Here is a 20,028-nt window from a genome sequence, read left to right as displayed (position 1 = left end):
GCGGGCGTCACACCGTCGCGCGCAGCGCCCGTACCAGCGCCTGCGCCCTGGGGTCCGCCGTCACCCCCTTGTTCATGCCGTTCGTGACGTAGCCGAAGGCCAGCCCCGACTCCGGGTCCGCGAAGCCCAGCGCGCCGCCCCGGCCGGGGTGGCCGAAGGAGCCGGGGGACAGCAGCGGTGCGGCGGCACCGTGCAGCATGTAGCCGAGGCCGAAGCGGGTGCCGACGACCAGGACACGGTCAGGCCCGGCCGACGCCTCGCCGCGTGCCAGCGCCACCGTCTGCGGCGTGAACAGCGCGCGGCCGCCGTCGACTTCACCGGTCAGGGCCGCGTAGAAGCGGGCGAGGCCGTCCGCCGTAGCGACGCCGTTGGACGCGGGCAGCGCCGCCGCCCGGTAGGCGGAGTCGTTCTCGTCCGGCAGCGGGTCGATCGCCGCGAAGGCGCGACGGGTCAGCGAGGCGGGATCCTCGTACGCCTGCGCCACGTTCCGCTTGGGGCGGACCCGCAGGCCGCCCGGCGCCGCGGGCGGCTCGATCCGGCCGAGGCGGCCGACCCGCCCCGCCTCCGCTTGCGGCAGCCCGACCCACAGGTCGAGACCGAGCGGGCGCGCGACCTCGGCGGCGATCCACTCCCCCACGCACCGGCCCGTCACCCGCCGCACCAGCTCACCGGTGAGCCAGCTGTACGTGTGCGCGTGGTAGCCGTGGTCCTCGCCCGGCGTCCAGAAGGGGGCCTGTGCGGCGACGACCGCGGCGGCGAGGTCGGGGTCGTACGCCTCGCCGGGCGTCAGCGGCCGGTCCAGGGCGGGGACGCCCGCGCGGTGTGCGAGGACGTGCCGGATCAGGGTTCGTTCCTTGCCGCGCGCCTTGAACTCCGGCCAGTACGCGCCGACCGGCGCGTCCAGGTCCAGCTCCCCGCGCTGGTGCAGCAGGAGCAGCGCGGCTGCCGCGACACCCTTGGTGGCCGAGCGGACGATCTGCGCGGTGCCGGACTCCCACGGCGCGGCACCGGCGTCGAGATCCCCGTCGACGTCCTTCGCGCCGCCCCACAGGTCGACGACCTTGCGCCCGTCGCGGTACACGGAGACGGCGGCGCCGCGCTCGCCGCGCTCGGAGAAGTTACGTGCGAAGGCGTCCCGGACCGCCTCGTATCCGTCGGCCACCGTGCCGCGTATGAAATCGCCCATGAAAAGGTCAACCCCCGACAACAGCCACCGATTCCCTACCGGCTGACCTTACCGACCTTGGGATCAAAGCCGAAGGGCAGTTCCAGTCGATGCGCACGCATCAGGTCGTCGTCGGCGAGCAGGTCGCCCGTGGCCCCGTCGGCCGCGATGGCCCCGTCGCTGAGGATCAGGGCGCGGGGGCAGAGCTCCATGGCGTACGGCAGATCGTGCGTGACCATCAGGACGGTCACGTCCAACGACCGCAGAATGTCCGCCAGTTCGCGCCGCGACGCGGGGTCGAGGTTGGAGGAGGGCTCGTCCAGGACGAGGATCTCCGGCTCCATGGCGAGCACCGTGGCGACCGCCACCCTGCGCCGCTGCCCGAAGGAGAGGTGGTGCGGCGGCCGGTCCGCGAACTCCGCCATGCCGACCTGAGACAGCGCCTTCATGACGCGCGCCTCCAGCTCCGGACCCCGCATCCCCGCGGCCGCGGGGCCGAAGGCGACGTCCTCGCGCACGGTCGGCATGAACAGCTGGTCGTCCGGGTCCTGGAAGACGATGCCGACCCGGCGCCGGATCTCCGCCATGTGCCGCTTGCCGACCGGCAGCCCGGCCACGGTGACCGTGCCGGCGCCGCCGGTCAGGATGCCGTTGAGGTGCAGCACGAGGGTCGTCTTGCCCGCGCCGTTCGGCCCGAGCAGGGCGACGCGCTCGCCGCGTCCGACGGTGAAGTCGACGCCGAAGAGCGCCTGGTGGCCGTCGGGGTAGGCGAAGGCGAGGCCGGCCACTTCGAGCGAGGGCGCGGAGGCCGGCGAGGGTGCAGGGGTCACAGGGTCCATCCCAACAGGCAGACGAGGAGGGCGGTCAGCGGCAGGGCCAGCGCGTACGTCCACTGCCCCCGGGAGGCGGTCACCTCGTCGATGACCGGCATCGATCCCGCGTAACCGCGGCTGACCATGGCCAGGTGCACCCGCTCGCCCCTCTCGTACGAGCGGATGAAGAGCGCGCCCGCGGACTTGGCGAGGACGCCCCACTGCCGCACGCCCCGCGCCGCGAAGCCGCGCGACTCGCGGGCGATCTTCATGCGGCGCATCTCGTCGGTGATGACGTCGCCGTAGCGGATCATGAACGAGGCGATCTGGACGAGCAGCGGGGGGAGCCGCAGCCGCTGCAGGCCGAGGAGCAGCGCGCGCAGCTCGGTGGTGGCGGCGAGCAGCACCGACGCGGCGACGCCGAGCGTGCCCTTGGCGAGGACGTTCCAGGCGCCCCAGAGGCCGTTGACGCTCAGCGAGAGGCCGAGCACGTCGACCCGTTCGCCCTGGGCGACGAAGGGCATCAGGACGGCGAACGCCACGAAGGGGATCTCTATCAGGAGCCGCTTGAGCAGGAAGCCGGCCGGGACACGGGCGGCGTAGGCGACGACGCCGAGCAGTACCGCGTACAGACCGAACGCCCACATCGCCTCGCGCGGCGTGGAGACCACGACGATCACGAAGCAGAAGACGGCGGCGAGTTTGGTGTGCGGGGGCAGCGCGTGCACCGGTGAGCGGCCGTGCCGGTAGAGCCGGTGGGCGTGGCCCGCACCCATGTCAGGCCTTCTCGGAGGTGACGCTCTCGGGCACGGCGGCCGGCGAGGTGTCGTTCGTACGGCGTCGGCGCAGCGCCCAGAAGATCCCCGAGCCCGCGGCGACCGTGACGCCCACGCCGATCACGCCGGCCAGGCCGCCGGAGAGGCGGGCGTCGGCGATGTCCTTGACGCCGTAGTCGGCGAGCGGGGAGTCCGCGGCGGCGTGGTCCTCGGCCTTCTTGTCGATGCCCTTGTCGTGGGCGACCTTCTCCAGGCCGTCGGGGGAGGTCGCGGCGTAGAAGCTGACGAAGCCCGCGAGGACGAGGGAGGCGACGATGCCCGCGATCCACACCGGGCGGGCCGAGCGGGCGGCGGCCGGGACCGGGGCCGGCTCGGCGGCCGGCGCGTCCACCAGCTCGCCGCCGACCCGCAGCTTCAACGGCTGAGTCAGGCCCCGCGCCCCGTACACCAGGTCGGGCCGTACGGCGATGACGGCGCCGACGGTGAGCGCAGTGATGGCGGCCTCGCCGATGCCGATGAGGACGTGCACGCCGACCATGGCGGTGGCGACCTTGCCGATGGAGACGTCGGTCGTGCCGCCGAGGGCGTAGATCACGGTGAAGGCGACCGCGGCTGCGGGCACCGAGAGCAGCGCGGCGACGAAGGAGGCCACGGTGATCGAGCGGCGCTTCCTGGGCAGCACCTTCACCAGGCCGCGGAAGACGAGGTAGGCGACGACGGTGGTGACGATCGCCATGTCGGAGATGTTCACGCCGAGCGCGGTCAGGCCGCCGTCGGCGAAGAGCACGCCCTGCATGAGCAGGACGACGGAGACGCAGAGCACCCCGGTGAAGGGCCCGACGAGGATCGCCGCGAGCGCGCCGCCGAGGAGATGTCCGCTGGTCCCGGCCGCGACCGGGAAGTTCAGCATTTGCACCGCGAAGATGAAGGCCGCGACCAGACCGGCGAGCGGGGCGGTCCGCTCGTCCAGCTCGCGCCGCGCCCCCTTGAGGCTGACGGCCACGGCCGCGGCCGCGACGACCCCGGTGGCCGCGGACACCGGGACATTGATGAACCCGTCGGGGACATGCATGCGCTCGCTCCTGGGCAGGGGCCCCTGGACAGGGCAGATCGCTCGTGAACCGTTCAATGATAGGGCCTTGTTGCAAACGGTTTGCAAGAGCACTGCGGTCCCGAATCGGCTACGCCTCCGCCGGGGGCGATATGCCGGACATATGGGACATTGGTGAGGAAGGTCCCGGGTCACGCACCCGGCTGGATGAGGAGTCCGAGGAGTTCAGTGATGTCCGCAGTCGAGCAGTACGCACGCGCCCACCTCGTCACGGACTCCTCCGAGGGCCACCGCGCCGTCCCCGTCATGCTGCACTACGACCCGGAGGCCGACCCGCACGCGGTGCGGATCGGCCTCCCCGGTGCGCCGCAGCGGGTCTGCGACCGGGCCCTCCTGGAGCAGGGGCTGCGGGCCCCGGTCACCGCCGACGGCGTGCACGTCTGGCCGTGCGGCCGGGTCCAGACGGTCGTGGAGTTCCACGCCCCGGACGGGGTGACGGTCGTCCAGTTCGACGCGTCGGCGCTGATCCGCTTCCTGCGCCGCACCCACGTGGCCGCCACCCCGGTCACCCACTAGGGCGAGCCGCCCCGGTCGGGCTAAGTGGGCGCCCTTGAGGTCAGACGCGTGCCGGCTCGCGTTCCGTCTCGGCGGACCTCGCGTCCTTCTCCGCCTCCGTGCGCAGGCCCTCGCCCTCGACGTCCACGTTCGGCAGCGCGCGGTCCAGCCACTTCGGCAGCCACCACGCCTTCTTGCCGAGCAGCGCGAGGACCGCGGGGACCAGCGCCATGCGGACCACGAACGCGTCGAAGAAGACCGCGATGGCGAGGCCGAAGCCGATCATCTTGACCATCTGCTCGGACGAGCCGATGAAGCCGGCGAACACCGCGATCATGATGACCGCCGCCGCCGAGACCACCCGGGCCCCGTGCCGGAAGCCGGTCACGATCGCCTGCCCGGACCGCTCCCCGTGGACGTACGCCTCCCGCATACGGGTCACGAGGAACACCTCGTAGTCCATCGCGAGGCCGAAGACGACGCCCACCATGAAGATCGGCATCATCGACATGATCGGGCCGGTCTGCTCGACGCCGAAGAGCGAGCCGAGCCAGCCCCACTGGAAGACCGCGACGACCGCGCCGAGGGCCGCGAGGACCGAGAGCAGGAAGCCGAGGGCCGCCTTGAGCGGGACCAGGATCGAACGGAAGACGACGATCAGGAGCAGGAACGCCAGGCCCACGACCAGTGCCAGATAGGGCAGCAGGGCGTCGTTGAGCTTCTGCGAGACGTCGATGTTCATGGCCGTGGTGCCGGTGACCATGATGTCCGCGCCGGTGTCGGACTTGATCTTCGCGCCGGTGTCGCGGATCGAGTGGACCAGGTCCTCGGTCTCGATGCCGCTGGGCTTGGAGGACGGGACGACGCTGATGATCGCGGTGTCGTCGGTCTTGTTGAACACCGGCTCGGCGACGGTCAGGACGTCGTCCAGCTCGGCGATCGTCTTCTTGATCTCGCCGGCCGCGGCCTTCGGGTCGGCGACACCCTTGAGGTCGTTGACCACCATCAGCGGGCCGTTGAAGCCGGGGCCGAAGCCCTCGGAGACCAGGTCGTACGCCTTGCGCTGGGTCGTGGACGTCGGCTGCGCGCCGTCGTCCGGCAGGCCGAGCTCCAGCTGCGAGACCGGCAGCGCCGCGGCGCCCAGGCCCACGATGCCGACGAGCAGCACGGCGATCGGGCGGCGGACCACGAAGCGGGCCCAGCGGGTGCCCATGTTCTGCTTCGGCTCGGCGCCGTTCTCCGCGCCGGCCTTCTCCGCGGCCGCCTTCTCCGCGGCCGCCTTCTTCTTGCCGCCCCCGAAGAGCCTGCTCTTCTCGCCCATCGGCATGACCCGCTTGCCCGCGTACCCGAGCAGCGCCGGGATGAGGGTGAGCGCGATGAGGACGGCGATGACGACCGTGCCGGCCGCGGCGAAGCCCATCTTGGTGAGCATCGGGATGTTCACCACGGCGAGGCCGACCAGCGCGATGACCACGGTGAGCCCGGCGAAGACGACCGCGGAACCCGCGGTGCCGACCGCGCGGCCCGCCGCCTCCTCGCGGTCGCGGCCGTCGGCGAGTTCGCCGCGGTAGCGCGAGACGATGAAGAGCGCGTAGTCGATGCCGACCGCGAGGCCGATCATCATGGCGAGCGTCGAGGTGGTGGTGCCGAGGTCGAGCGCGTTGGCGAGCGCGGTGATCGACGAGACGCCGATGCCGACCCCGATCAGCGCGGTGAGCAGCGGCAGACCGGCCGCGATCAGCGAGCCGAAGGTGATGATGAGGACGACCGCCGCGATGGCGATGCCGATGATCTCGGTGGCCCCGGTCTCGGGCATGGCCTGCAGCGCGTCGCCGCCGACCTCGACCGTGAGCCCGGACTCCCGCGCCTTGTCGGTGGTCTTCTCCAGCGCGTCGCGGTCGTCGTCGGTCAGCTCCATCGAGGTGACCTTGTACGAGACGGAGGCGTACGCCGTCGAGCCGTCCTTGCTGACCGTCTTGGTCTCGAACGGGTTGTCCGCGCGGGCCACCTGGTCCGAGCCGGACTTCAGGGCGGCGACGGTCTTGTCGATCTCGGCCTTGTTGGCCTTGTCGGTGACCTTCTGGCCGTCCGGCGCCTTGAAGACGACGCGGGCGCTCGCGCCGTCGGCGCTGGCATCGGGGGCGCGCTTCTCCAGGAGGTCGAAGGCCTTCTGGGCCTCCGTCCCGGGTATGGAGAAGGAACTGGAGGCGGCGGTGGGCGCGGACGCGGCGCCGACCCCGGCGAGCGTCAGGAGCGCCACCCATATCAGGGCGACGAAGTGGCGTCGCCTGAAGGCGAGTTTGCCGAGTTTGTAGAGGAAAGTGGCCACGGGGGCGTACTCCCGGTCAGGTCGTGGTGTCCGGATTGGGCAGAAGGGATCGGCCCGACGACTTGAGCGGCGACGTCAGGTGCGGGTGTTGCGGGTGTTGCGGGTGGGTCAGACGCCGAGGGCGGGGAGAATCACGGCGTCGATGTACGCGGCGAGGAAGGCTCGGTCGACCGGGCGGTCCTCGATGAGGTCCCGGGCCGCGAAGCCGCCGACCATCATGTGGACGACGAACTCGAGCGCCGGATTGTCCGCGGCGACTTCGCCGCGCTCCACCGCTCTGCGCAACAGGTCGTTGAGGCCGGTGAGCTCCGGCTCGATGAGCAGGTTCCGCAGCGCCTGGTGGAGTTCGGGGTGGTCGTGGACGGCATGGAACAGACCCCGCATCAGCGCGGCGTCCTTCTCCATCTGGCAGTCGTCCGAGCGGGCCACCATCTCGTTCAGGTCGCCGCGCAGCGTGCCGGTGTCGATGTCCGCGAGGGACGCCGGCTTGTTGTGCCGCAGCGCCTTGGCGATCAGCTCCGGCTTGCTCCCCCACTGGCGGTAGAGGGTGGCCTTGCTGGAGCGAGTGCGGGCGGCGACGGCGTCCATGGTGAGGGCCTCGTAGCCGACCTCACGGAGCAGGTCGAGCACGGACCCGTACAGCTCGGCCTCGCGCTCGGGGGTGATCCTGGTGCGCCGCGCCGCGGTCGTATCGGTCACGGTCTCCACCTCCTGCTCGCCACTGCCCGGTACCGCCTCGGAACGAAACGGTTTCGTACACCACGACTGTACGCCCGCCCCCGAGCGAAACGAAACCGTTTCGTACGTGTGCTGCGTCACGCCCCCCGTTCCTCCCGGCGCATGCCGTTTTCACCCTCGGCACGAGTTGCCGCCGCCTGCGGAGCGGAAAAGCATGGTGAGGTGACCGACGCGCGCGACGATGCCCAGGACGACCGCTCATACCTGCGTTTCCCGCACCTCAGCGGCGACCGCCTCTGCTTCGCCGCCGAGGACGACCTGTGGGTGGCGCCCCTCACCCCGGAGGGCTCCCCGGCCGGCCGGGCCTGGCGGCTCACCGTCGACCGTACGAAGGTGAGCCACCCCCGCTTCTCGCCGGACGGCCGCCACATCGCGTACACGACCTGGCGCAGCCTCGACCCGGAGATCCATCTCGCGCCGGTCGACGGCGGCCCCGCCCGCCGCCTCACCTACTGGGGTAGCACCGACACCCGGGTCTGCGGCTGGTCCCCCGACGGCGACATCCTCGCCGTCTCCTCGCACGGCCAGCCCTTCTCGTACTTCTGCTGGGCCTACAGCGTGCCCGTCGACGGCTCCCCCGGCGGCAAGCTGCCCTGGGGCCCGGTCTGGGACATCGCGGTCACCGACTCCCTCGCCGAGGGCGCCGGTGGCGCCGACGACACCAACGCCGCCGCCGCCGACGCCGACGCCGACCGATGCGAACGCAAGACGCTGCTCCTGACCGGCAAGCCGCCGCACGAACCCGCCGCCTGGAAGCGGTACCGGGGCGGCGCGACGGGCCGGCTGTGGATGCACGGGCAGCAGATCCTCGGCGACCTGGACGGCCATCTGGACTCCCCGATGTTCGTGTCCGGCCGGATCGCCTTCCTCTCCGACCACGAGGGCGTCGGCAACCTCTACTCGTGTCTGCCCGACGGCACCGACCTGCGCCGCCACACCGACCACGACACCTTCTACGCCCGCCACGCGGCGTCCGACGGCACCCGTGTCGTCTACCAGTGCGCGGGCGACATCTGGCTGGTCGACGGCCTCGCCGCGGACTCCGTGCCGCGCCGGCTCGACGTGCGGCTCGGCGGGCCGCGGGCCGGGCGGCGGGTCTACCAGGTGCCGGCCGCCCAGCACGTCGACTCGATCTCCGTGGACACGACGGGCCGGGCCAGCGCCGTCGTCGTGCGCGGCTCCCTCTACTGGCTCACCCACCGGGACGGCCCGGCCCGCACCATCATCGACACCCCGGGCGTACGGGTCCGTCTCCCGGAGATGCTCGGCACCAGCGGGCAGGTCGCCTACGTGACCGACGCCGAGGGCGAGGACGCCGTGGAGATCTCCTGGCTGCCCCGGGTCAGCGGCGACCGCAGGCCACGCAGGCTCGCGAGCGGCCGGCTCGGCCGGGTCCAGGAGCTCGTCGCCGACCCCGACGGCCGGCGGCTCGCCGTCGCCTCGGACGACGGCCGGCTGCTCCTCATCACGGTGTCCGACGGGGCGGACGGGGCGGAGGAGGCCGACGGGACAGACGAGGCGGGGGGCGCCGAGGGTGAGGTCACCGAGTTGATCCGGTCCCTCAACGGGCCCGTGCGCGACCTCGCCTTCTCTCCGGACGGCACCTGGCTGACCTGGTCGCACCCGGGCGTCGGCCGCTCCCTGCGCCAGATCAAGCTGGCCCGCATCGAGGGGCCCGGCTCCCGCGTCGTCGTCGACGTCACCAACGGCCGCTTCGAGGACGAGAACCCCGTCTTCACCCGTGACGGCCGCTATCTCGCCTTCCTCTCCTGGCGCGGCTTCGACCCCGTCTACGACGTGCACACCGGCGACCTGTCCTTCCCGCTCGGCTGCCGCCCCTACCTCGTACCACTGTCGTCGGCGACCCCGTCGCCCTTCGCGCTGCTGCCCGACGGGCGCCCGGCCGCGGGCGGTCTCGACCCGGCCGACGGCGGCGCGGGGTACGGCACCACGACGGTGGAGGTGGAGGGGCTGGAGTCGCGGGTCACGCCGTTCCCGGTCGCCGCGTCGAAGTACTCGGCGCTGCACCCCGTCAGCGGCGGCGGCCTGGTCTGGCTGCGCTGGCCGATCTCGGGCGCGCTCGGCGAGACCTTCGCCAACCCGGCCGACACCTCGGGACGCCCCACCCTCGAACACTTCAGCATCACCAAGACGAAGAAGTCCCAACTCGTCGACCACCTCGACTGGTTCGCGCTCAGCGGCGACGGCTCACGGCTCGTCGTCGTCGACGAGGGCGACCTGAGCGCCGTGCCCTCCACCGAGGTCGGCGACGGCGACACGACCGTCTGGATCGACCTGCGCCGCATCCTGCACGAGGTCGACCCGGCTGCCGAGTGGCGTCAGGCGTACGAGGAGGCGGGCCGCATCATCCGCGCCTACTTCTGGGACCCGGGGATGTGCGGCATCGACTGGGACGCGGTGCTCGCGCAGTACCGGCCCCTGGTCGAACGGGTCGCGTCGCCCGACGAGTTCGCGGATCTGCTGCGCGAGGTCCTCGGCGAGCTGGGCACCTCCCACGCGTACGTCACGGCCGCCCGCCGCAACGAGGGGCCGCCGCACTACCAGCGGGCCATGGGGCTGCTCGGCGCCAACCTCGTGCACCGGGACGAGGGGTGGATGGTCAAACGGATCCTGCCCGGCGACTCCTCCGACTCCAAGGCGCGCTCCCCGCTGGCCGGCGCGGGCATCCGGGAGGGCGCGGTCCTCACCCACATCGACGGCCGCCCGGTCGACCCGGTGACCGGCCCCTACCCGCTGCTCTCGGCGGCGGGCGGCACCACGGTCGAGCTCACCTTCCGGCCCGCGGAGGGCGACGGCAGGCCCCGCCGGGTCGCGATCGTGCCGCTCATCAACGAGCGCCCGCTGCGCTATCAGGACTGGGTGGCCAAACGCCGGGACGTCGTACGGGAGTTGAGCGGCGGCAAGTGCGGCTATCTGCACATCCCCGACATGGGCGGCTCGGGGTGGGCCCAGTTCAACCGGGACCTGCGCATGGAGGTGGACCGGCCGGCGCTCATCGTGGACGTGCGGGGCAACGCGGGCGGCCACATCAGCGAGCTCGTCATCGAGAAGCTGACCCGCAAGATCCTCGGCTGGGACCTGACGCGCAACGCCGTGCCGGTGTCGTACGCCTCGAACGCGCCGCGCGGCCCCGTGGTCGCCCTCGCCGACGAGGCGACGTCCTCCGACGGCGACATGATCACCGCCGCGTTCAAGCTGCTCGGCCTCGGACCGGTCGTCGGCCAGCGCACCTGGGGCGGCGTGGTCGGGATGACCGGGCGGCACCGGCTCGGCGACGGCACGGTGATCACGGTGCCGATGAACGCGGGGTGGTTCGACGCGTACGGGTGGAGCGTGGAGAACCACGGCGTCTCCCCGGACCTGGACATCCTGCGGACGCCGCTTGACTGGGCGGAGGGGCGGCACGCGCAGCTGGACGACGCGGTGCGGCTGGCGCTCGATCTGCTGGAGCAGCGGCCCGCGGCGACGCCGCCGGACCGCTCCGATGTGCCGGACCGGCGGCGGCCTCCGTTGCCGCCTCGGTGAGGGGGCGGCCCCTTCGCCGCGTCTGCGCCCCCTGCGCCGTTGCGCTCACGCGTCGCCGCTTCGCGGCGTCTTACCCACCCACCCGCCCCTCTGTCCCGTCCCGTCGGCCCGCACCGGGGCGGGCTCCCGCCGCGACCACTCCACCTGCGCCGTCCCGCTCACGCGTCGCCGCTTCGCGGCGTCTTACCCACCCACCCGCCCTGAATTCGCCTCGCGCGCCCTCTCGTCCGCCGAACCCCCCGCCCCCACCAACCCCGTCGAAACCCCCGCCAGCCTCGGTTCGAAGCGCTGCATCTCCCTGCGGCCCACCGAGCCGATGATCCCCGGCAGGTAGCCGCGGACACCCTGCATGCCCCGCAGCCACCACTGCGCGTACACATGGCCGGCGCGGCGTTCGATGCCCGCGACGATGCGGTCCACCGCCGGGCCGAGGGGGTACGTCTTGTTGGACGGCCACGGCAGCCGCTGGCGCAGCTCCCGCATCACCTCGTCCTGGTCCGCGCCCCGCACCATGTCCGTGTCGGTCCAGGAGAGATAGCCGACGCCGACCTTGACGCCCTTGTAGCCGACCTCGGCCCGCAGCGCGTGCGCGTACGCCTCCACGCCCGACTTCGACGCGCAGTACGCCGTCATCATCGGCGCCGGCGTGATCGCGGCGAGCGAGGCGATCTGCAGGAGGTAGCCGCGGCTCTCCATCAGGACGGGCAGGAAGGCGCGTCCCGTCACCGCGCTGCCGATGAGGTTGACCTCGATGACGCGGCGCCACGCGTCGGGGTCGGACTCCAGGAACGGCCCGCCGCCGGCCACGCCGGCGTTGGCGACGACGATGTCGACCTTGCCGAACCGCTCCTTGACCTCACCGGCCACCCGCGCCATCGCCGCGTGGTCGGTGACGTCGGCGTACCAGTGGCCGGACTCGGTGTGCAGCCGCTCCGACACCTGCTTCAGCTCGTCCGGCTCCAGGCCGACGAGGGCGACCTTCGCGCCGCGCGCCGACAGCTTGCGCGCGAGCAGTTCCCCGACGCCGCGCGCCGCTCCGGTGACGACCGCGACCTGTCCCTCCAGGCTGACCCTGCTCATGCGCCCTCCTTGACCTGTACGTACGTTGCGACGAGTTCGGTGATCCGCGCGGTGACGGCGTCCGGCGCCTCGATGGGCGTCATGTGGCCGACGCCGGCCAGCTCGGTGAGGCCCACGCAGTGCGGCAGCGCGGCGGCGATCCGGCGCGCGTGGACGACGGGGGTGAGCCGGTCCGCCGTGCCGGCGACGACGGCGGTGGGCGCCTGCAACTCCCCCACCGCGACGTCCAGTTGGAGCGCTTCCAGCACGCCGGACCAGCCGTGCCGCACGATGCGGGGGCAGGCGTGCACGATCCGGGCGCACGCGTCGACCTTGTCCGGCGCGGCGCCGGGGCCCATCGTCGCGTACTTGAGGATCCGCCGGGCCATCGGCGTGACGGGCCCGAGCGGCGCGCGCGAGCCGAGCACCGACCGGGTGATCCGGGTCCGCACCCGCCCGGCGCGCAGCAGCGGCACCACCGTCGCCTCGGCGACCAGCGCCGAACTGCCCGTGCTGCACAGCAGAACCGCCGCGGTGCGCTCCCGCACCGCCTCCCGCCCACCGGCCGCCATGATCGTCATGCCGCCCATCGAGTGGCCGACGAGCACGGCCTTCTCGCCCGGCGCGAGCGTCGCCGCGAGCACCGCCTGGAGGTCGTCGGCGAGCGCCTCGGTGCTGTACCCGTCGGCCTCCGACGGCGCGGCGCTGCGCCCGTGCCCGCGCTGGTCGTACGCGATGACGCGGTGGTCGAGCGCGAGCGCGCGGATCTGCGCCGCCCAGAAGGCGGTCGAGCAGGTCCAGCCGTGGGTGAGCAGCACCGCGGGCGCGCCCTCGGGGCCGTGCACCTCGACGTGGACGCGGGAGCCGTCGGCGGAGACGGCGGTCAGTTCGCGGGTGGCGACGGGCGGCGCGTAGGGGCCGCTGATCGCGTGGGTCAGGCGGCTCATGCCCCGGCCTCGACCTTCTCGGTCCCGGGCTGCTTCTTGGCGCCGGAGCCGGTTGCGGCCTCCAGCGGCTTCGGGGGCCGCAGCACCTCGTACTCGGAGAGGTCGACGCGGCGGGTGGCCGCCCGGAACTCGGTGGTCGTGCCGGGCCACACCGTGGTGTTGACCCCGTTCTCGTCGAGGTACCAGCTGTTGCAGCCGCCGGTGTTCCACACGGTGCGCTTCATCCGCTCCTGGACGCGGGTGTTCCAGGCGGTGACGGCGGCGGGGCGGGCGGCGAGCGCGGCGCGGCCCCCGAGCACGTTCAACTGCCGCAGATAGTCGGCCATGTAGTTCAGCTGGGACTCGATCATCAGGATCATCGAGGAGTTGCCGAGCCCGGTGTTCGGGCCGATGATCGTCATCCAGTTGGGGAAGCCGGCCGCGGTCGCGCCGCGCAGCGCGTTCATGCCGTCCTTCCAGGTCTCCATGAGGGAGAGCCCCTCGTCGCCGACGACCCGGTCGGCGATCGGCATGTCCGTCACATGGAACCCGGTGCCGAAGATGATCGCGTCGACCTCGGTCTCGGTGCCGTCGGCGGCGACCACGGTGCTGCCCCGCACCTCGGTCAGGCCGCTCGCGACGACGTCGACGTTGGGCTTGGCGAGCGCCGGATAGTAGGTGTTGGAGAGCAGGATGCGCTTGCAGCCGATGCGGTACGTGGGCGTCAGCTTGGCCCGCAGCGCCGGGTCCTTGATGGCCCGGTACATGTTCCGCTTGGCGATCCTCTCGACCATGCCGAGCTCGTTGGGCCGCTTGGTGAACGCCTGGACCTGCAACTCCCTGATGCCCCACAGGAGTCCGCGCCGGGCCTGGGTGGTGAACGGCAGCTGGCGGTGCAGCCAGCGCTCGGCGCCGGTGATGGCGCGGTCGGCGCGCGGCATCACCCACGGGGGCGTGCGCTGGAAGAGGGTGAGCCTGCCGACCTTCTTCTGTATCTCGGGGACGATCTGGATCGCCGAGGCGCCGGTGCCGATCATCGCGACGCGCTTGCCGCGCAGGTCGTAGTCGTGGTCCCAGCGGGCGGAGTGGAAGACCTTGCCGGGGAAGGCGTCGATGCCGGGGATGTCCGGGGTCTTGGGGTCGGAGAGCGGCCCGGTGGCGGAGACGACGACGTCGGCGGTGAGGGTGCCGCGGCTGGTCTCGATCTCCCAGCGCAGCTGTCCGGCGTCCCAGCGCATCAGCTTCACCTCGGTGTCGAGGCGGAGGTGCGGGCGCAGCCGGAAGGTGTCGGCGACGTGCTCCAGGTACTCGCGGATGCGCTCCTGGCCGGAGAAGGTGCGCGGCCAGTCCGGGTTGGGCGCGAAGGAGAAGGAGTACAGGTGGGAGGGGACGTCGCAGGCGCAGCCGGGGTAGCTGTTGTCCCGCCAGGTGCCGCCCACCGCGCCGGCCCGCTCCAGGACGACGAAGTCGGTGATGCCCTCACGGCGCAGCCGCACGGCGGCCCCGAGGCCACCGAAGCCGGATCCGATCACCGCCACTCGTACGTGCTCGTGCTCGCGCCCCTGCTCAGGGCTCCGCTCGCGCTCGGCCATGCCGCCGCCTCCCGAAGTACACGACTCTGCCAGTAACCACTGGCGCAATGGGAGCGTAGAACACCCGCGTACTGATGAGTAGGGGTCGGCCGGCGAAACTTACCGGCGGTACGACATAGGCTTCCCCCGTGGCAGAGCAACCGGAAGGCGCAGGCGGCGTACGCGAGTACCGCATGGCGGAGCTGGCCAAGGAGGCCGGCATCACCGTGCGCACCGTGCGCTTCTACCGCGAGCGCGGGCTGATCCCGCCGCCGCGCCGCGAGGGCCGCATCGCCTGGTACGACGAGCACCACCTGGCCCGGCTGCGCACCATCGCCGCCCTCCTGGAGCGCGGCCACACCCTGAACGGCATCGCCGAACTCGCCGACGCCTTCGACAAGGGCCGCGACGTCGGCGAACTCCTCGGCCTCGGCGAGCCGACCGAGGAACAGCCCGTCCGCCTCACCCCGGAGGAGCTCGCCGACCACTTCGCGGGCGAGGTCACCCCGGAGAACCTCGTCGCCGCCCTCGACCTCGGCTACCTCGGCACGGACGGCGACGAACTGGTGCACATCAGCCGCCGCCTCCTGGACGCCTCATCCACCCTGGTACGCAAGGGAGTTCCGCTCGCCGCGGTCCTGGAGGCCGGCCAGCGGGTCCGCGAACACGCCGACGCGCTCGCGGAGTTGTTCACCACCGTGCTGCGCGAACACGTCCCCACGACGGCCGAGATGGACATCGAGGAGCTCCGCCCGGTCGCCAAGGCCGTGGTGGAGGCGGAGCTGTCGATGGCGCTGGACCGCCGCGTCAAGAAGGACTGAGCCGCGCAAGGGCTTACGGAGGGGCCCACGGAGGGGGTTGCGGAGGCGTTTGCGGAGGCGTTTGCGGGCGGATCAGCGCGGCAGCCACCAACGGGCCTTGTAGATACCGCCGTTCACGTATTTGTACGAGCTCTCGGGCCGGTGGACGCCCACCGTCGTGGTCCACCAGGTCTCCTCCAGACCGCTCTCCGGCACGGTGGTCAGGACCTGCCCGGTGCGCGGGTCGTCACCGACCGTCTTCACCGACTTCCGCGAGATGGTCTCGTGCCCGGCGAAGTCCTGCCGGAAGGTCCCGTCGCGCGTCTCGTACTGGAACACCGCGGCACTGGCCGTCACCCACAGCCGCCCCGGCCGCCCCGCCACCGGGAAGAGGTCGTGCCCGCCCGGCGTCTTCCCCGGCGTAGCGACCGGCAGCCCCACCGCGGAGCGCCGGACCAGCTCGGGCCGCCCGGCCGCGCCGCCCACCTCGTACGACACCAACTCGTCGTCGCCGAGGGCCCACAGCACCCCGCGCCCGTCGTCCCAGTGCAGCCCGTGCGCGCCCTTGAGCTCCGCCTCCGTGTACCGCGCGGACCGCGGGCCCCGCGACGCCGCGTACAGCCGGACCCGCGCGCCCGTGCTGCACGCGACGGCCACGTCGCCGTCGGGCAGCAGCTCGGCGGTGTGCGGATTGAACAGGTCGTCCCCCGGCCCGATCGCCGTGCCCCAGTACCGCCGGCCCGTCGGGTACTCGACGACGGCCACGAACCCGAAGGACGCCGTGGTCAGCACGTACGGGCGCTTGCGGCGCAGCCGCACCCTGGCCTCGCACGGGTAGCGCCAGCTCTCCTCCGGGAGCAGGTCCCGGTAGCGCGGGTCGCCGAGCGGCGAGAACTGCCACCGCACCGGGGACGGGTCGACCGCCGGGTCCCAGACGCGGCGGCGCGGGTCGAGCACGAGGAGCCGCCGGCTCGCCTGCTCGGTCAGCAGCACGGGCGGCGTACCCCGGGGGACACTGCCACCGCCACCCGCGCCCCCGCGATCCGCTCCGTACGCCCCGGCGACCGGCAGCGCCGTCGCGATCCCCGCACCCGCGGCGCCCAGCAGCATCGCGCGCCTCGACGGCATGGCAGACATGAAGTCCCCCCGAACCCTAGGGAGTTGGACATGACGCGACCGCAATCTGCCATGCCTTCGGGGCCCGGGACAGCCCTCTGCCGGACTTTATGACCGTGCGCCGCATCCGCCGCGGACGCCGCGCACGGCAGGGGCCGTCAGAGGTCGTAGACCACCGTCACGGGCGCATGGTCGCTCCACCGCTCGCCGTGGCTCGCGGCCCGCTCCACGTACGCCTTCACCGCGCGCTCGGCGAGCCCCGCCGTCGCGACCTGGTAGTCGATGCGCCAGCCCGTGTCGTTGTCGAAGGCGCGCCCGCGGTAAGACCACCACGAGTACGGGCCCTCGACGCCCGGGTGCTGCCGGCGCACGACGTCCACGTACTCCGCGAAGACCTCGTCCAGCCAGGCGCGCTCCTCGGGCAGGAAGCCGGAGTTCTTCTTGTTGCCCTTCCAGTTCTTGAGGTCGGCCTCCTGGTGGGCGATGTTCCAGTCGCCGCAGACGACGACGTGCCGCCCCTCGGCGGCGGCCCGCGCCTTGAGGTCCTTCAGATACACGAGGAACTCGGCCATGAACCGGATCTTCTCGTCCTGCCGCTCGGTGCCGACCTCGCCGGAGGGCAGATACAGGCTGGCCACGGTGACGCCCGGCAGATCGGCCTCGACGTACCGGCCGCTGCCGTCGAACTCCTGCGACCCGAAGCCGACCCGCACCCGGTCCGGCTCACGCCGCGTGTACAGCGAGACGCCGGCCCGGCCCTTGGCGGCGGCGGGCGCGTGCAGCACGTGCCAGCCCTCGGGCTCGCGCACCTCGTCCGGCAGCTGGTGCGGCTCGGCGCGCACCTCCTGGAGGCAGAGCACGTCGGCGGAGGTGTCGGCGAGCCACTCCACGAAGCCCTTCTTGGCGGCGGCGCGCAGGCCGTTCACATTCACGGAGGTCACAGTGAGCATCCGGGCACGATACCGGCACACTGGATGACCGAGCCCCCACCCGTATCGCATAGAAGTACGATGGAGCGCATGACTATCCAAGCCCGTGAGGCCACCGCCCCCGTCGAGCTGCGCACCGTCACCTTCGCGCACCCCGACGCGGTCCTGCTCAACGACCGCGTCCAGCTCGAATACGCCGAGCGGTACGGCGACGAGGGCGACGTCACACCCCTGGACCCGACCATGTTCGAACCGCCGCGCGGCCACTACCTCATCGCGTACGACGAGCACGGCACCGCCCTGGCCACGGGCGGCTGGCGCAGCATGGACGAGGACGGCGAGGGCTACCGGGACGGCGACGCCGAGCTGAAGCGGATGTACGTCACTCCGGAGGCGCGCGGTCTCGGCCTCGCCCGCCGGATACTCGCGGAGCTGGAGGCGGACGCGAGGGCGGCGGGCCGCGTCCGCATGGTCCTGGAGACGGGCGCCAAGCAGCCCGAGGCGATAGCCCTCTACACCTCCAGCGGCTACACCCCCGCCCCGGCGAAGTTCGGCCACTACCGCTTCGACGACCTGAGCCGCTGCTACGCGAAGCAGCTCTGATTCGGGCAGCTCTGATTCGGGCAGCTCTGATTCGGGCAACTCTGATCCGGCGGGCGCCGACCATCGGCCCTGCTACTCGCCCGCGCCATACGCCCACCCGCGCCGTACGCCTACCCGCCCCGTACCGCCGAGCGCAGGTCGAACTCCGCCAGGGCGCCGCCGCCCGGCGGATTGCTGAAGCGCAGGCCGGCGCAGGCCCGCCTTCAGGACCTGCGCCTGGCCCTGCGCGATCGTCAGGCCGAGCCCGAGGCCGACCCCCTTCTCCCCGCACCCGCTCCGGAACCGCTGCGGGCCGCCGGAGAGCAGGGACTCCGGAAAGCCGCCCCCGGAGTCCCGCACCCGCACCACACCGCCGTCGACCTCGACGGCCACCGGCGCCGCCCCGTGCCGCAGCGCGTTGCTGACGAGGTTGGCGATCACCCGCTCCACGCGGCGCGGATCCGTCACCACCTCCACGTCCCGCACGACGTCGACCGTCACCCCGCAAGCGCCGGAAGCACCGGCCGCACCGGCCGCCGCCGACCGCCGCACCAGCGCCCCCAGTTCACGGCGCTCGGCCGCGACCTGCTCCCCCGCCCCGTCGAGCCGGGCCACCTCGATGACGTCGTCGACCAGCTCCCGCAGCCGCTGCGCGGACTCGCGCACCAGCTCCGAGGGGCGCCCCGGCGGCAGCAGCCCGGCCGCCGTGACCATGCCGGCCACCGGCGTGCGCAGCTCGTGCGCGATGTTCGCCGTCACCTCGCGCTCGGCCTGCAGCCGCGCCGCGAGCGCGTCGGCCATGGTGTTCACCGCGGCCGCGAGCCGGGTGATCTCGTCCTTGCCGCGCAACGGCAGCCGCGCCGTCAGATCGCCCTCCGCGATGCGCGTCGCGGCCCCCGCCTTCGCCCGCAGCCGCCGCCCCAGCCGGGTCGCGACGACCAGCCCCGCCACACAGGCGAGCGCCGTCCCGAACCCGCCGGAGATCCACAGCACCCGGTCGACGTCCCGCACCGTCTCCGCTTCCCTGTCGTAGGGCCGCTTCAGCGCGACGACCTCCTTGCCGTACTTGCTGGCCGCCCAGAGCTGCGGCACCCGCCCCGTCCGGTCCAGGTAGACGCCCCAGTTCCCGTTGGCCACGGCGCCCGCGAGCGGTCCCGGCAGATCGGGCGGGTCGACGAGGGTGCGGTCCCCGTCGATCCCGGCGGCGTGGTCCTGCACGGCGGTCTGCAGCCGGTCGCCGATCTGGGTGCGCGCACCGGCGTACTGCGCCTCGACGGTGCGGTGGTGGACGAGGAGTCCCATCACGACGGACACCAGCGCCGCGGTGCCCGCGATGGCGATACCGATCTTGGTGCGCAGACCCATGCCGACCCCGCTCACACGTCCGGGACGGACAGCCGGATCCCCTGGAACTGCACGTTCACCGCGGCGGCCGGCAGCTCCTCGGGGTCCTTCGGCTCAACGGCGGCCCGCCGGTAGTACGCCACGTGCTCCTGCCGTTCGAGACTGCTGAGCGTCAGCGTCGCGTCGTACGGCTTCTTCGCGCACCCGGGCAGACACCAGGCACCGCTCAGCTTCCCGGTGGCGTGCGCGGTCGGGCCGCCCCAGTCCCGCCAGCTCAACTCGGTGAGCGCCACGTACTCGGTGAGCGCCACGGACGCGGGCTGCTGCAGCGGCTGCCCCATCGCGTCGGCGAGATAGACGGGGCCGGCCACCCGCGAGGGCAGCAGCGCGGGCCCCTCCACCCGCAGCCCCCGGGGCTCGGCGCACCCGGCCACCAGCAGGGCGGCAAGTGCGGTGCCGCACACGGCGGCACCCCTCGAAGGGGACAACATGGGTCAAATGTATCCGTAGCGCGGCAATCCACACCCGGGGTCGACCGAAGGGGGACCGCGGGGGGCCACGGGGGCGCGGGCGGGGCGCACAACGCAAAGATCCCGCCCAGTTCGATGAACTGGACGGGATCTCATGTGCAGTGGACCTGTGGGGATTTGAACCCCAGACCCCCTCGATGCGAACGAGGTGCGCTACCAGACTGCGCCACAGGCCCTTGCAACGAGTGAAACTCTAGCA

Annotated in this window: 17 protein-coding genes and 1 tRNA gene; 4 read left to right on the top strand and 14 right to left on the bottom strand. The window is 72.6% G+C overall.

From position 1 onward, the window contains the following. Nucleotides 1-7: 7 nt before the first annotated feature. The 4 genes from ACFYO9_RS22890 to ACFYO9_RS22875 are packed head-to-tail and all read right to left on the bottom strand — an operon-like array spanning nt 8 to nt 3,825. Complete coding sequence (locus tag ACFYO9_RS22890; protein ID WP_358774803.1) at nt 8-1,186, bottom strand: serine hydrolase domain-containing protein; 1,179 nt, start codon at nt 1,184-1,186, stop codon at nt 8-10. Nucleotides 1,187-1,221: 35 nt separating this feature from the next. After that, entirely contained in the window at nt 1,222-2,004 is a 783-nt protein-coding gene (locus ACFYO9_RS22885; protein WP_388666519.1) for an energy-coupling factor ABC transporter ATP-binding protein, read from the bottom strand. Continuing rightward, nucleotides 1,992-2,753, bottom strand: coding sequence for a cobalt ECF transporter T component CbiQ (gene cbiQ / locus ACFYO9_RS22880; RefSeq protein ID WP_358711396.1), 762 nt, complete (start codon nt 2,751-2,753; stop codon nt 1,992-1,994). Before cbiQ ends, ACFYO9_RS22885 begins: the two co-directional genes overlap by 13 nt. A gap of 1 nt (nt 2,754) precedes the next feature. Further along, nucleotides 2,755-3,825, bottom strand: a complete 1,071-nt coding sequence (locus ACFYO9_RS22875) for an energy-coupling factor ABC transporter permease (protein WP_358774807.1) — start codon at nt 3,823-3,825, stop codon at nt 2,755-2,757. Between the two features lie 210 nt (nt 3,826-4,035). Between ACFYO9_RS22875 and ACFYO9_RS22870 the strand changes: the two genes are divergently transcribed. Then, the gene (locus ACFYO9_RS22870) at nt 4,036-4,380 is read left to right on the top strand and encodes an SsgA family sporulation/cell division regulator (RefSeq protein ID WP_355807476.1); all 345 of its coding nucleotides are present in this window, start codon (nt 4,036-4,038) and stop codon (nt 4,378-4,380) included. A 40-nt stretch (nt 4,381-4,420) separates the two neighbouring features. On the opposite strand, the gene ACFYO9_RS22865 is transcribed toward ACFYO9_RS22870, so the two are convergent. Together ACFYO9_RS22865 and ACFYO9_RS22860 are read right to left on the bottom strand one after the other, a co-directional pair. Continuing rightward, the gene (locus tag ACFYO9_RS22865; RefSeq protein WP_358774809.1) at nt 4,421-6,688 is read right to left on the bottom strand and encodes an MMPL family transporter; all 2,268 of its coding nucleotides are present in this window, start codon (nt 6,686-6,688) and stop codon (nt 4,421-4,423) included. 108 nt (nt 6,689-6,796) lie between these two features. Then, nucleotides 6,797-7,387, bottom strand: a complete 591-nt coding sequence (locus ACFYO9_RS22860) for a TetR/AcrR family transcriptional regulator (RefSeq protein WP_355807478.1) — start codon at nt 7,385-7,387, stop codon at nt 6,797-6,799. A gap of 201 nt (nt 7,388-7,588) precedes the next feature. Here ACFYO9_RS22860 and ACFYO9_RS22855 point away from each other — a divergent pair, with 201 nt between their 5' ends. After that, nucleotides 7,589-10,972 carry a S41 family peptidase gene (locus tag ACFYO9_RS22855; RefSeq protein ID WP_388666516.1) on the top strand — a complete coding sequence of 1,128 codons (3,384 nt, stop codon included), beginning with the start codon at nt 7,589-7,591 and terminating at the stop codon, nt 10,970-10,972. Nucleotides 10,973-11,155: 183 nt separating this feature from the next. Here ACFYO9_RS22855 and ACFYO9_RS22850 read toward each other — a convergent pair whose 3' ends face one another. From ACFYO9_RS22850 to ACFYO9_RS22840, 3 genes are read right to left on the bottom strand one after another with little or no spacing between them, the layout of a single operon-like run. After that, nucleotides 11,156-12,052, bottom strand: a complete 897-nt coding sequence (locus tag ACFYO9_RS22850) for an SDR family oxidoreductase (RefSeq protein ID WP_358774813.1) — start codon at nt 12,050-12,052, stop codon at nt 11,156-11,158. Further along, nucleotides 12,049-12,978, bottom strand: a complete 930-nt coding sequence (locus ACFYO9_RS22845) for an alpha/beta hydrolase (protein ID WP_358774815.1) — start codon at nt 12,976-12,978, stop codon at nt 12,049-12,051. Before ACFYO9_RS22845 ends, ACFYO9_RS22850 begins: the two co-directional genes overlap by 4 nt. After that, entirely contained in the window at nt 12,975-14,549 is a 1,575-nt protein-coding gene (locus ACFYO9_RS22840; RefSeq protein ID WP_358774817.1) for an NAD(P)/FAD-dependent oxidoreductase, read from the bottom strand. Before ACFYO9_RS22840 ends, ACFYO9_RS22845 begins: the two co-directional genes overlap by 4 nt. A gap of 173 nt (nt 14,550-14,722) precedes the next feature. On the opposite strand from ACFYO9_RS22840, the gene ACFYO9_RS22835 reads away from it, so the two are divergent. Then, entirely contained in the window at nt 14,723-15,349 is a 627-nt protein-coding gene (locus tag ACFYO9_RS22835) for a MerR family transcriptional regulator (RefSeq protein ID WP_355808037.1), read from the top strand. Between the two features lie 72 nt (nt 15,350-15,421). On the opposite strand, the gene ACFYO9_RS22830 is transcribed toward ACFYO9_RS22835, so the two are convergent. Together ACFYO9_RS22830 and ACFYO9_RS22825 are read right to left on the bottom strand one after the other, a co-directional pair. Then, nucleotides 15,422-16,456: a DUF6528 family protein gene (locus ACFYO9_RS22830; protein WP_358774818.1), complete on the bottom strand. Its 1,035-nt coding sequence runs from the start codon at nt 16,454-16,456 to the stop codon at nt 15,422-15,424. 146 nt (nt 16,457-16,602) lie between these two features. Then, nucleotides 16,603-17,394, bottom strand: a complete 792-nt coding sequence (locus ACFYO9_RS22825; protein WP_355807489.1) for an exodeoxyribonuclease III — start codon at nt 17,392-17,394, stop codon at nt 16,603-16,605. A 69-nt stretch (nt 17,395-17,463) separates the two neighbouring features. Between ACFYO9_RS22825 and ACFYO9_RS22820 the strand changes: the two genes are divergently transcribed. Then, the gene (locus ACFYO9_RS22820; RefSeq protein WP_355807491.1) at nt 17,464-17,976 is read left to right on the top strand and encodes a GNAT family N-acetyltransferase; all 513 of its coding nucleotides are present in this window, start codon (nt 17,464-17,466) and stop codon (nt 17,974-17,976) included. A gap of 72 nt (nt 17,977-18,048) precedes the next feature. Here the strand turns inward: ACFYO9_RS22820 and ACFYO9_RS22815 are convergent, their stop codons facing one another. From ACFYO9_RS22815 to ACFYO9_RS22805, 3 genes are all read right to left on the bottom strand, one after another. Beyond that, complete coding sequence (locus ACFYO9_RS22815) at nt 18,049-19,320, bottom strand: HAMP domain-containing sensor histidine kinase (RefSeq protein ID WP_358774821.1); 1,272 nt, start codon at nt 19,318-19,320, stop codon at nt 18,049-18,051. Nucleotides 19,321-19,331: 11 nt separating this feature from the next. After that, complete coding sequence (locus tag ACFYO9_RS22810; protein ID WP_355807494.1) at nt 19,332-19,790, bottom strand: hypothetical protein; 459 nt, start codon at nt 19,788-19,790, stop codon at nt 19,332-19,334. A 141-nt stretch (nt 19,791-19,931) separates the two neighbouring features. Next, nucleotides 19,932-20,005: transfer RNA gene (locus tag ACFYO9_RS22805), tRNA-Ala, on the bottom strand. Nucleotides 20,006-20,028 lie beyond the last annotated feature (23 nt).

This window comes from Streptomyces sp. NPDC005863 (assembly GCF_042871345.1).
Taxonomy (GTDB): domain Bacteria; phylum Actinomycetota; class Actinomycetes; order Streptomycetales; family Streptomycetaceae; genus Streptomyces.
Note: the sequence above shows the minus strand (reverse complement) of the source record. Positions and strands in the feature narration are given on the sequence as shown.

Excerpts from the sequence above, each read along its gene's own strand:
- ACFYO9_RS22825 (WP_355807489.1), bottom strand. The coding sequence starts at position 17,394 with ATGCTCACTGTGACCTCCGTGAATGTGAACGGCCTGCGCGCCGCCGCC.
- ACFYO9_RS22835 (WP_355808037.1), top strand. The coding sequence starts at position 14,723 with ATGGCGGAGCTGGCCAAGGAGGCCGGCATCACCGTGCGCACCGTGCGC.
- ACFYO9_RS22850 (WP_358774813.1), bottom strand. The coding sequence starts at position 12,052 with ATGAGCAGGGTCAGCCTGGAGGGACAGGTCGCGGTCGTCACCGGAGCG.
- ACFYO9_RS22830 (WP_358774818.1), bottom strand. The coding sequence starts at position 16,456 with ATGCCGTCGAGGCGCGCGATGCTGCTGGGCGCCGCGGGTGCGGGGATC.
- ACFYO9_RS22810 (WP_355807494.1), bottom strand. The coding sequence starts at position 19,790 with ATGTTGTCCCCTTCGAGGGGTGCCGCCGTGTGCGGCACCGCACTTGCC.
- ACFYO9_RS22845 (WP_358774815.1), bottom strand. The coding sequence starts at position 12,978 with ATGAGCCGCCTGACCCACGCGATCAGCGGCCCCTACGCGCCGCCCGTC.
- ACFYO9_RS22875 (WP_358774807.1), bottom strand. The coding sequence starts at position 3,825 with ATGCATGTCCCCGACGGGTTCATCAATGTCCCGGTGTCCGCGGCCACC.
- ACFYO9_RS22870 (WP_355807476.1), top strand. The coding sequence starts at position 4,036 with ATGTCCGCAGTCGAGCAGTACGCACGCGCCCACCTCGTCACGGACTCC.
- ACFYO9_RS22815 (WP_358774821.1), bottom strand. The coding sequence starts at position 19,320 with ATGGGTCTGCGCACCAAGATCGGTATCGCCATCGCGGGCACCGCGGCG.
- ACFYO9_RS22820 (WP_355807491.1), top strand. The coding sequence starts at position 17,464 with ATGACTATCCAAGCCCGTGAGGCCACCGCCCCCGTCGAGCTGCGCACC.
- cbiQ (WP_358711396.1), bottom strand. The coding sequence starts at position 2,753 with ATGGGTGCGGGCCACGCCCACCGGCTCTACCGGCACGGCCGCTCACCG.
- ACFYO9_RS22840 (WP_358774817.1), bottom strand. The coding sequence starts at position 14,549 with ATGGCCGAGCGCGAGCGGAGCCCTGAGCAGGGGCGCGAGCACGAGCAC.
- ACFYO9_RS22885 (WP_388666519.1), bottom strand. The coding sequence starts at position 2,004 with ATGGACCCTGTGACCCCTGCACCCTCGCCGGCCTCCGCGCCCTCGCTC.
- ACFYO9_RS22890 (WP_358774803.1), bottom strand. The coding sequence starts at position 1,186 with ATGGGCGATTTCATACGCGGCACGGTGGCCGACGGATACGAGGCGGTC.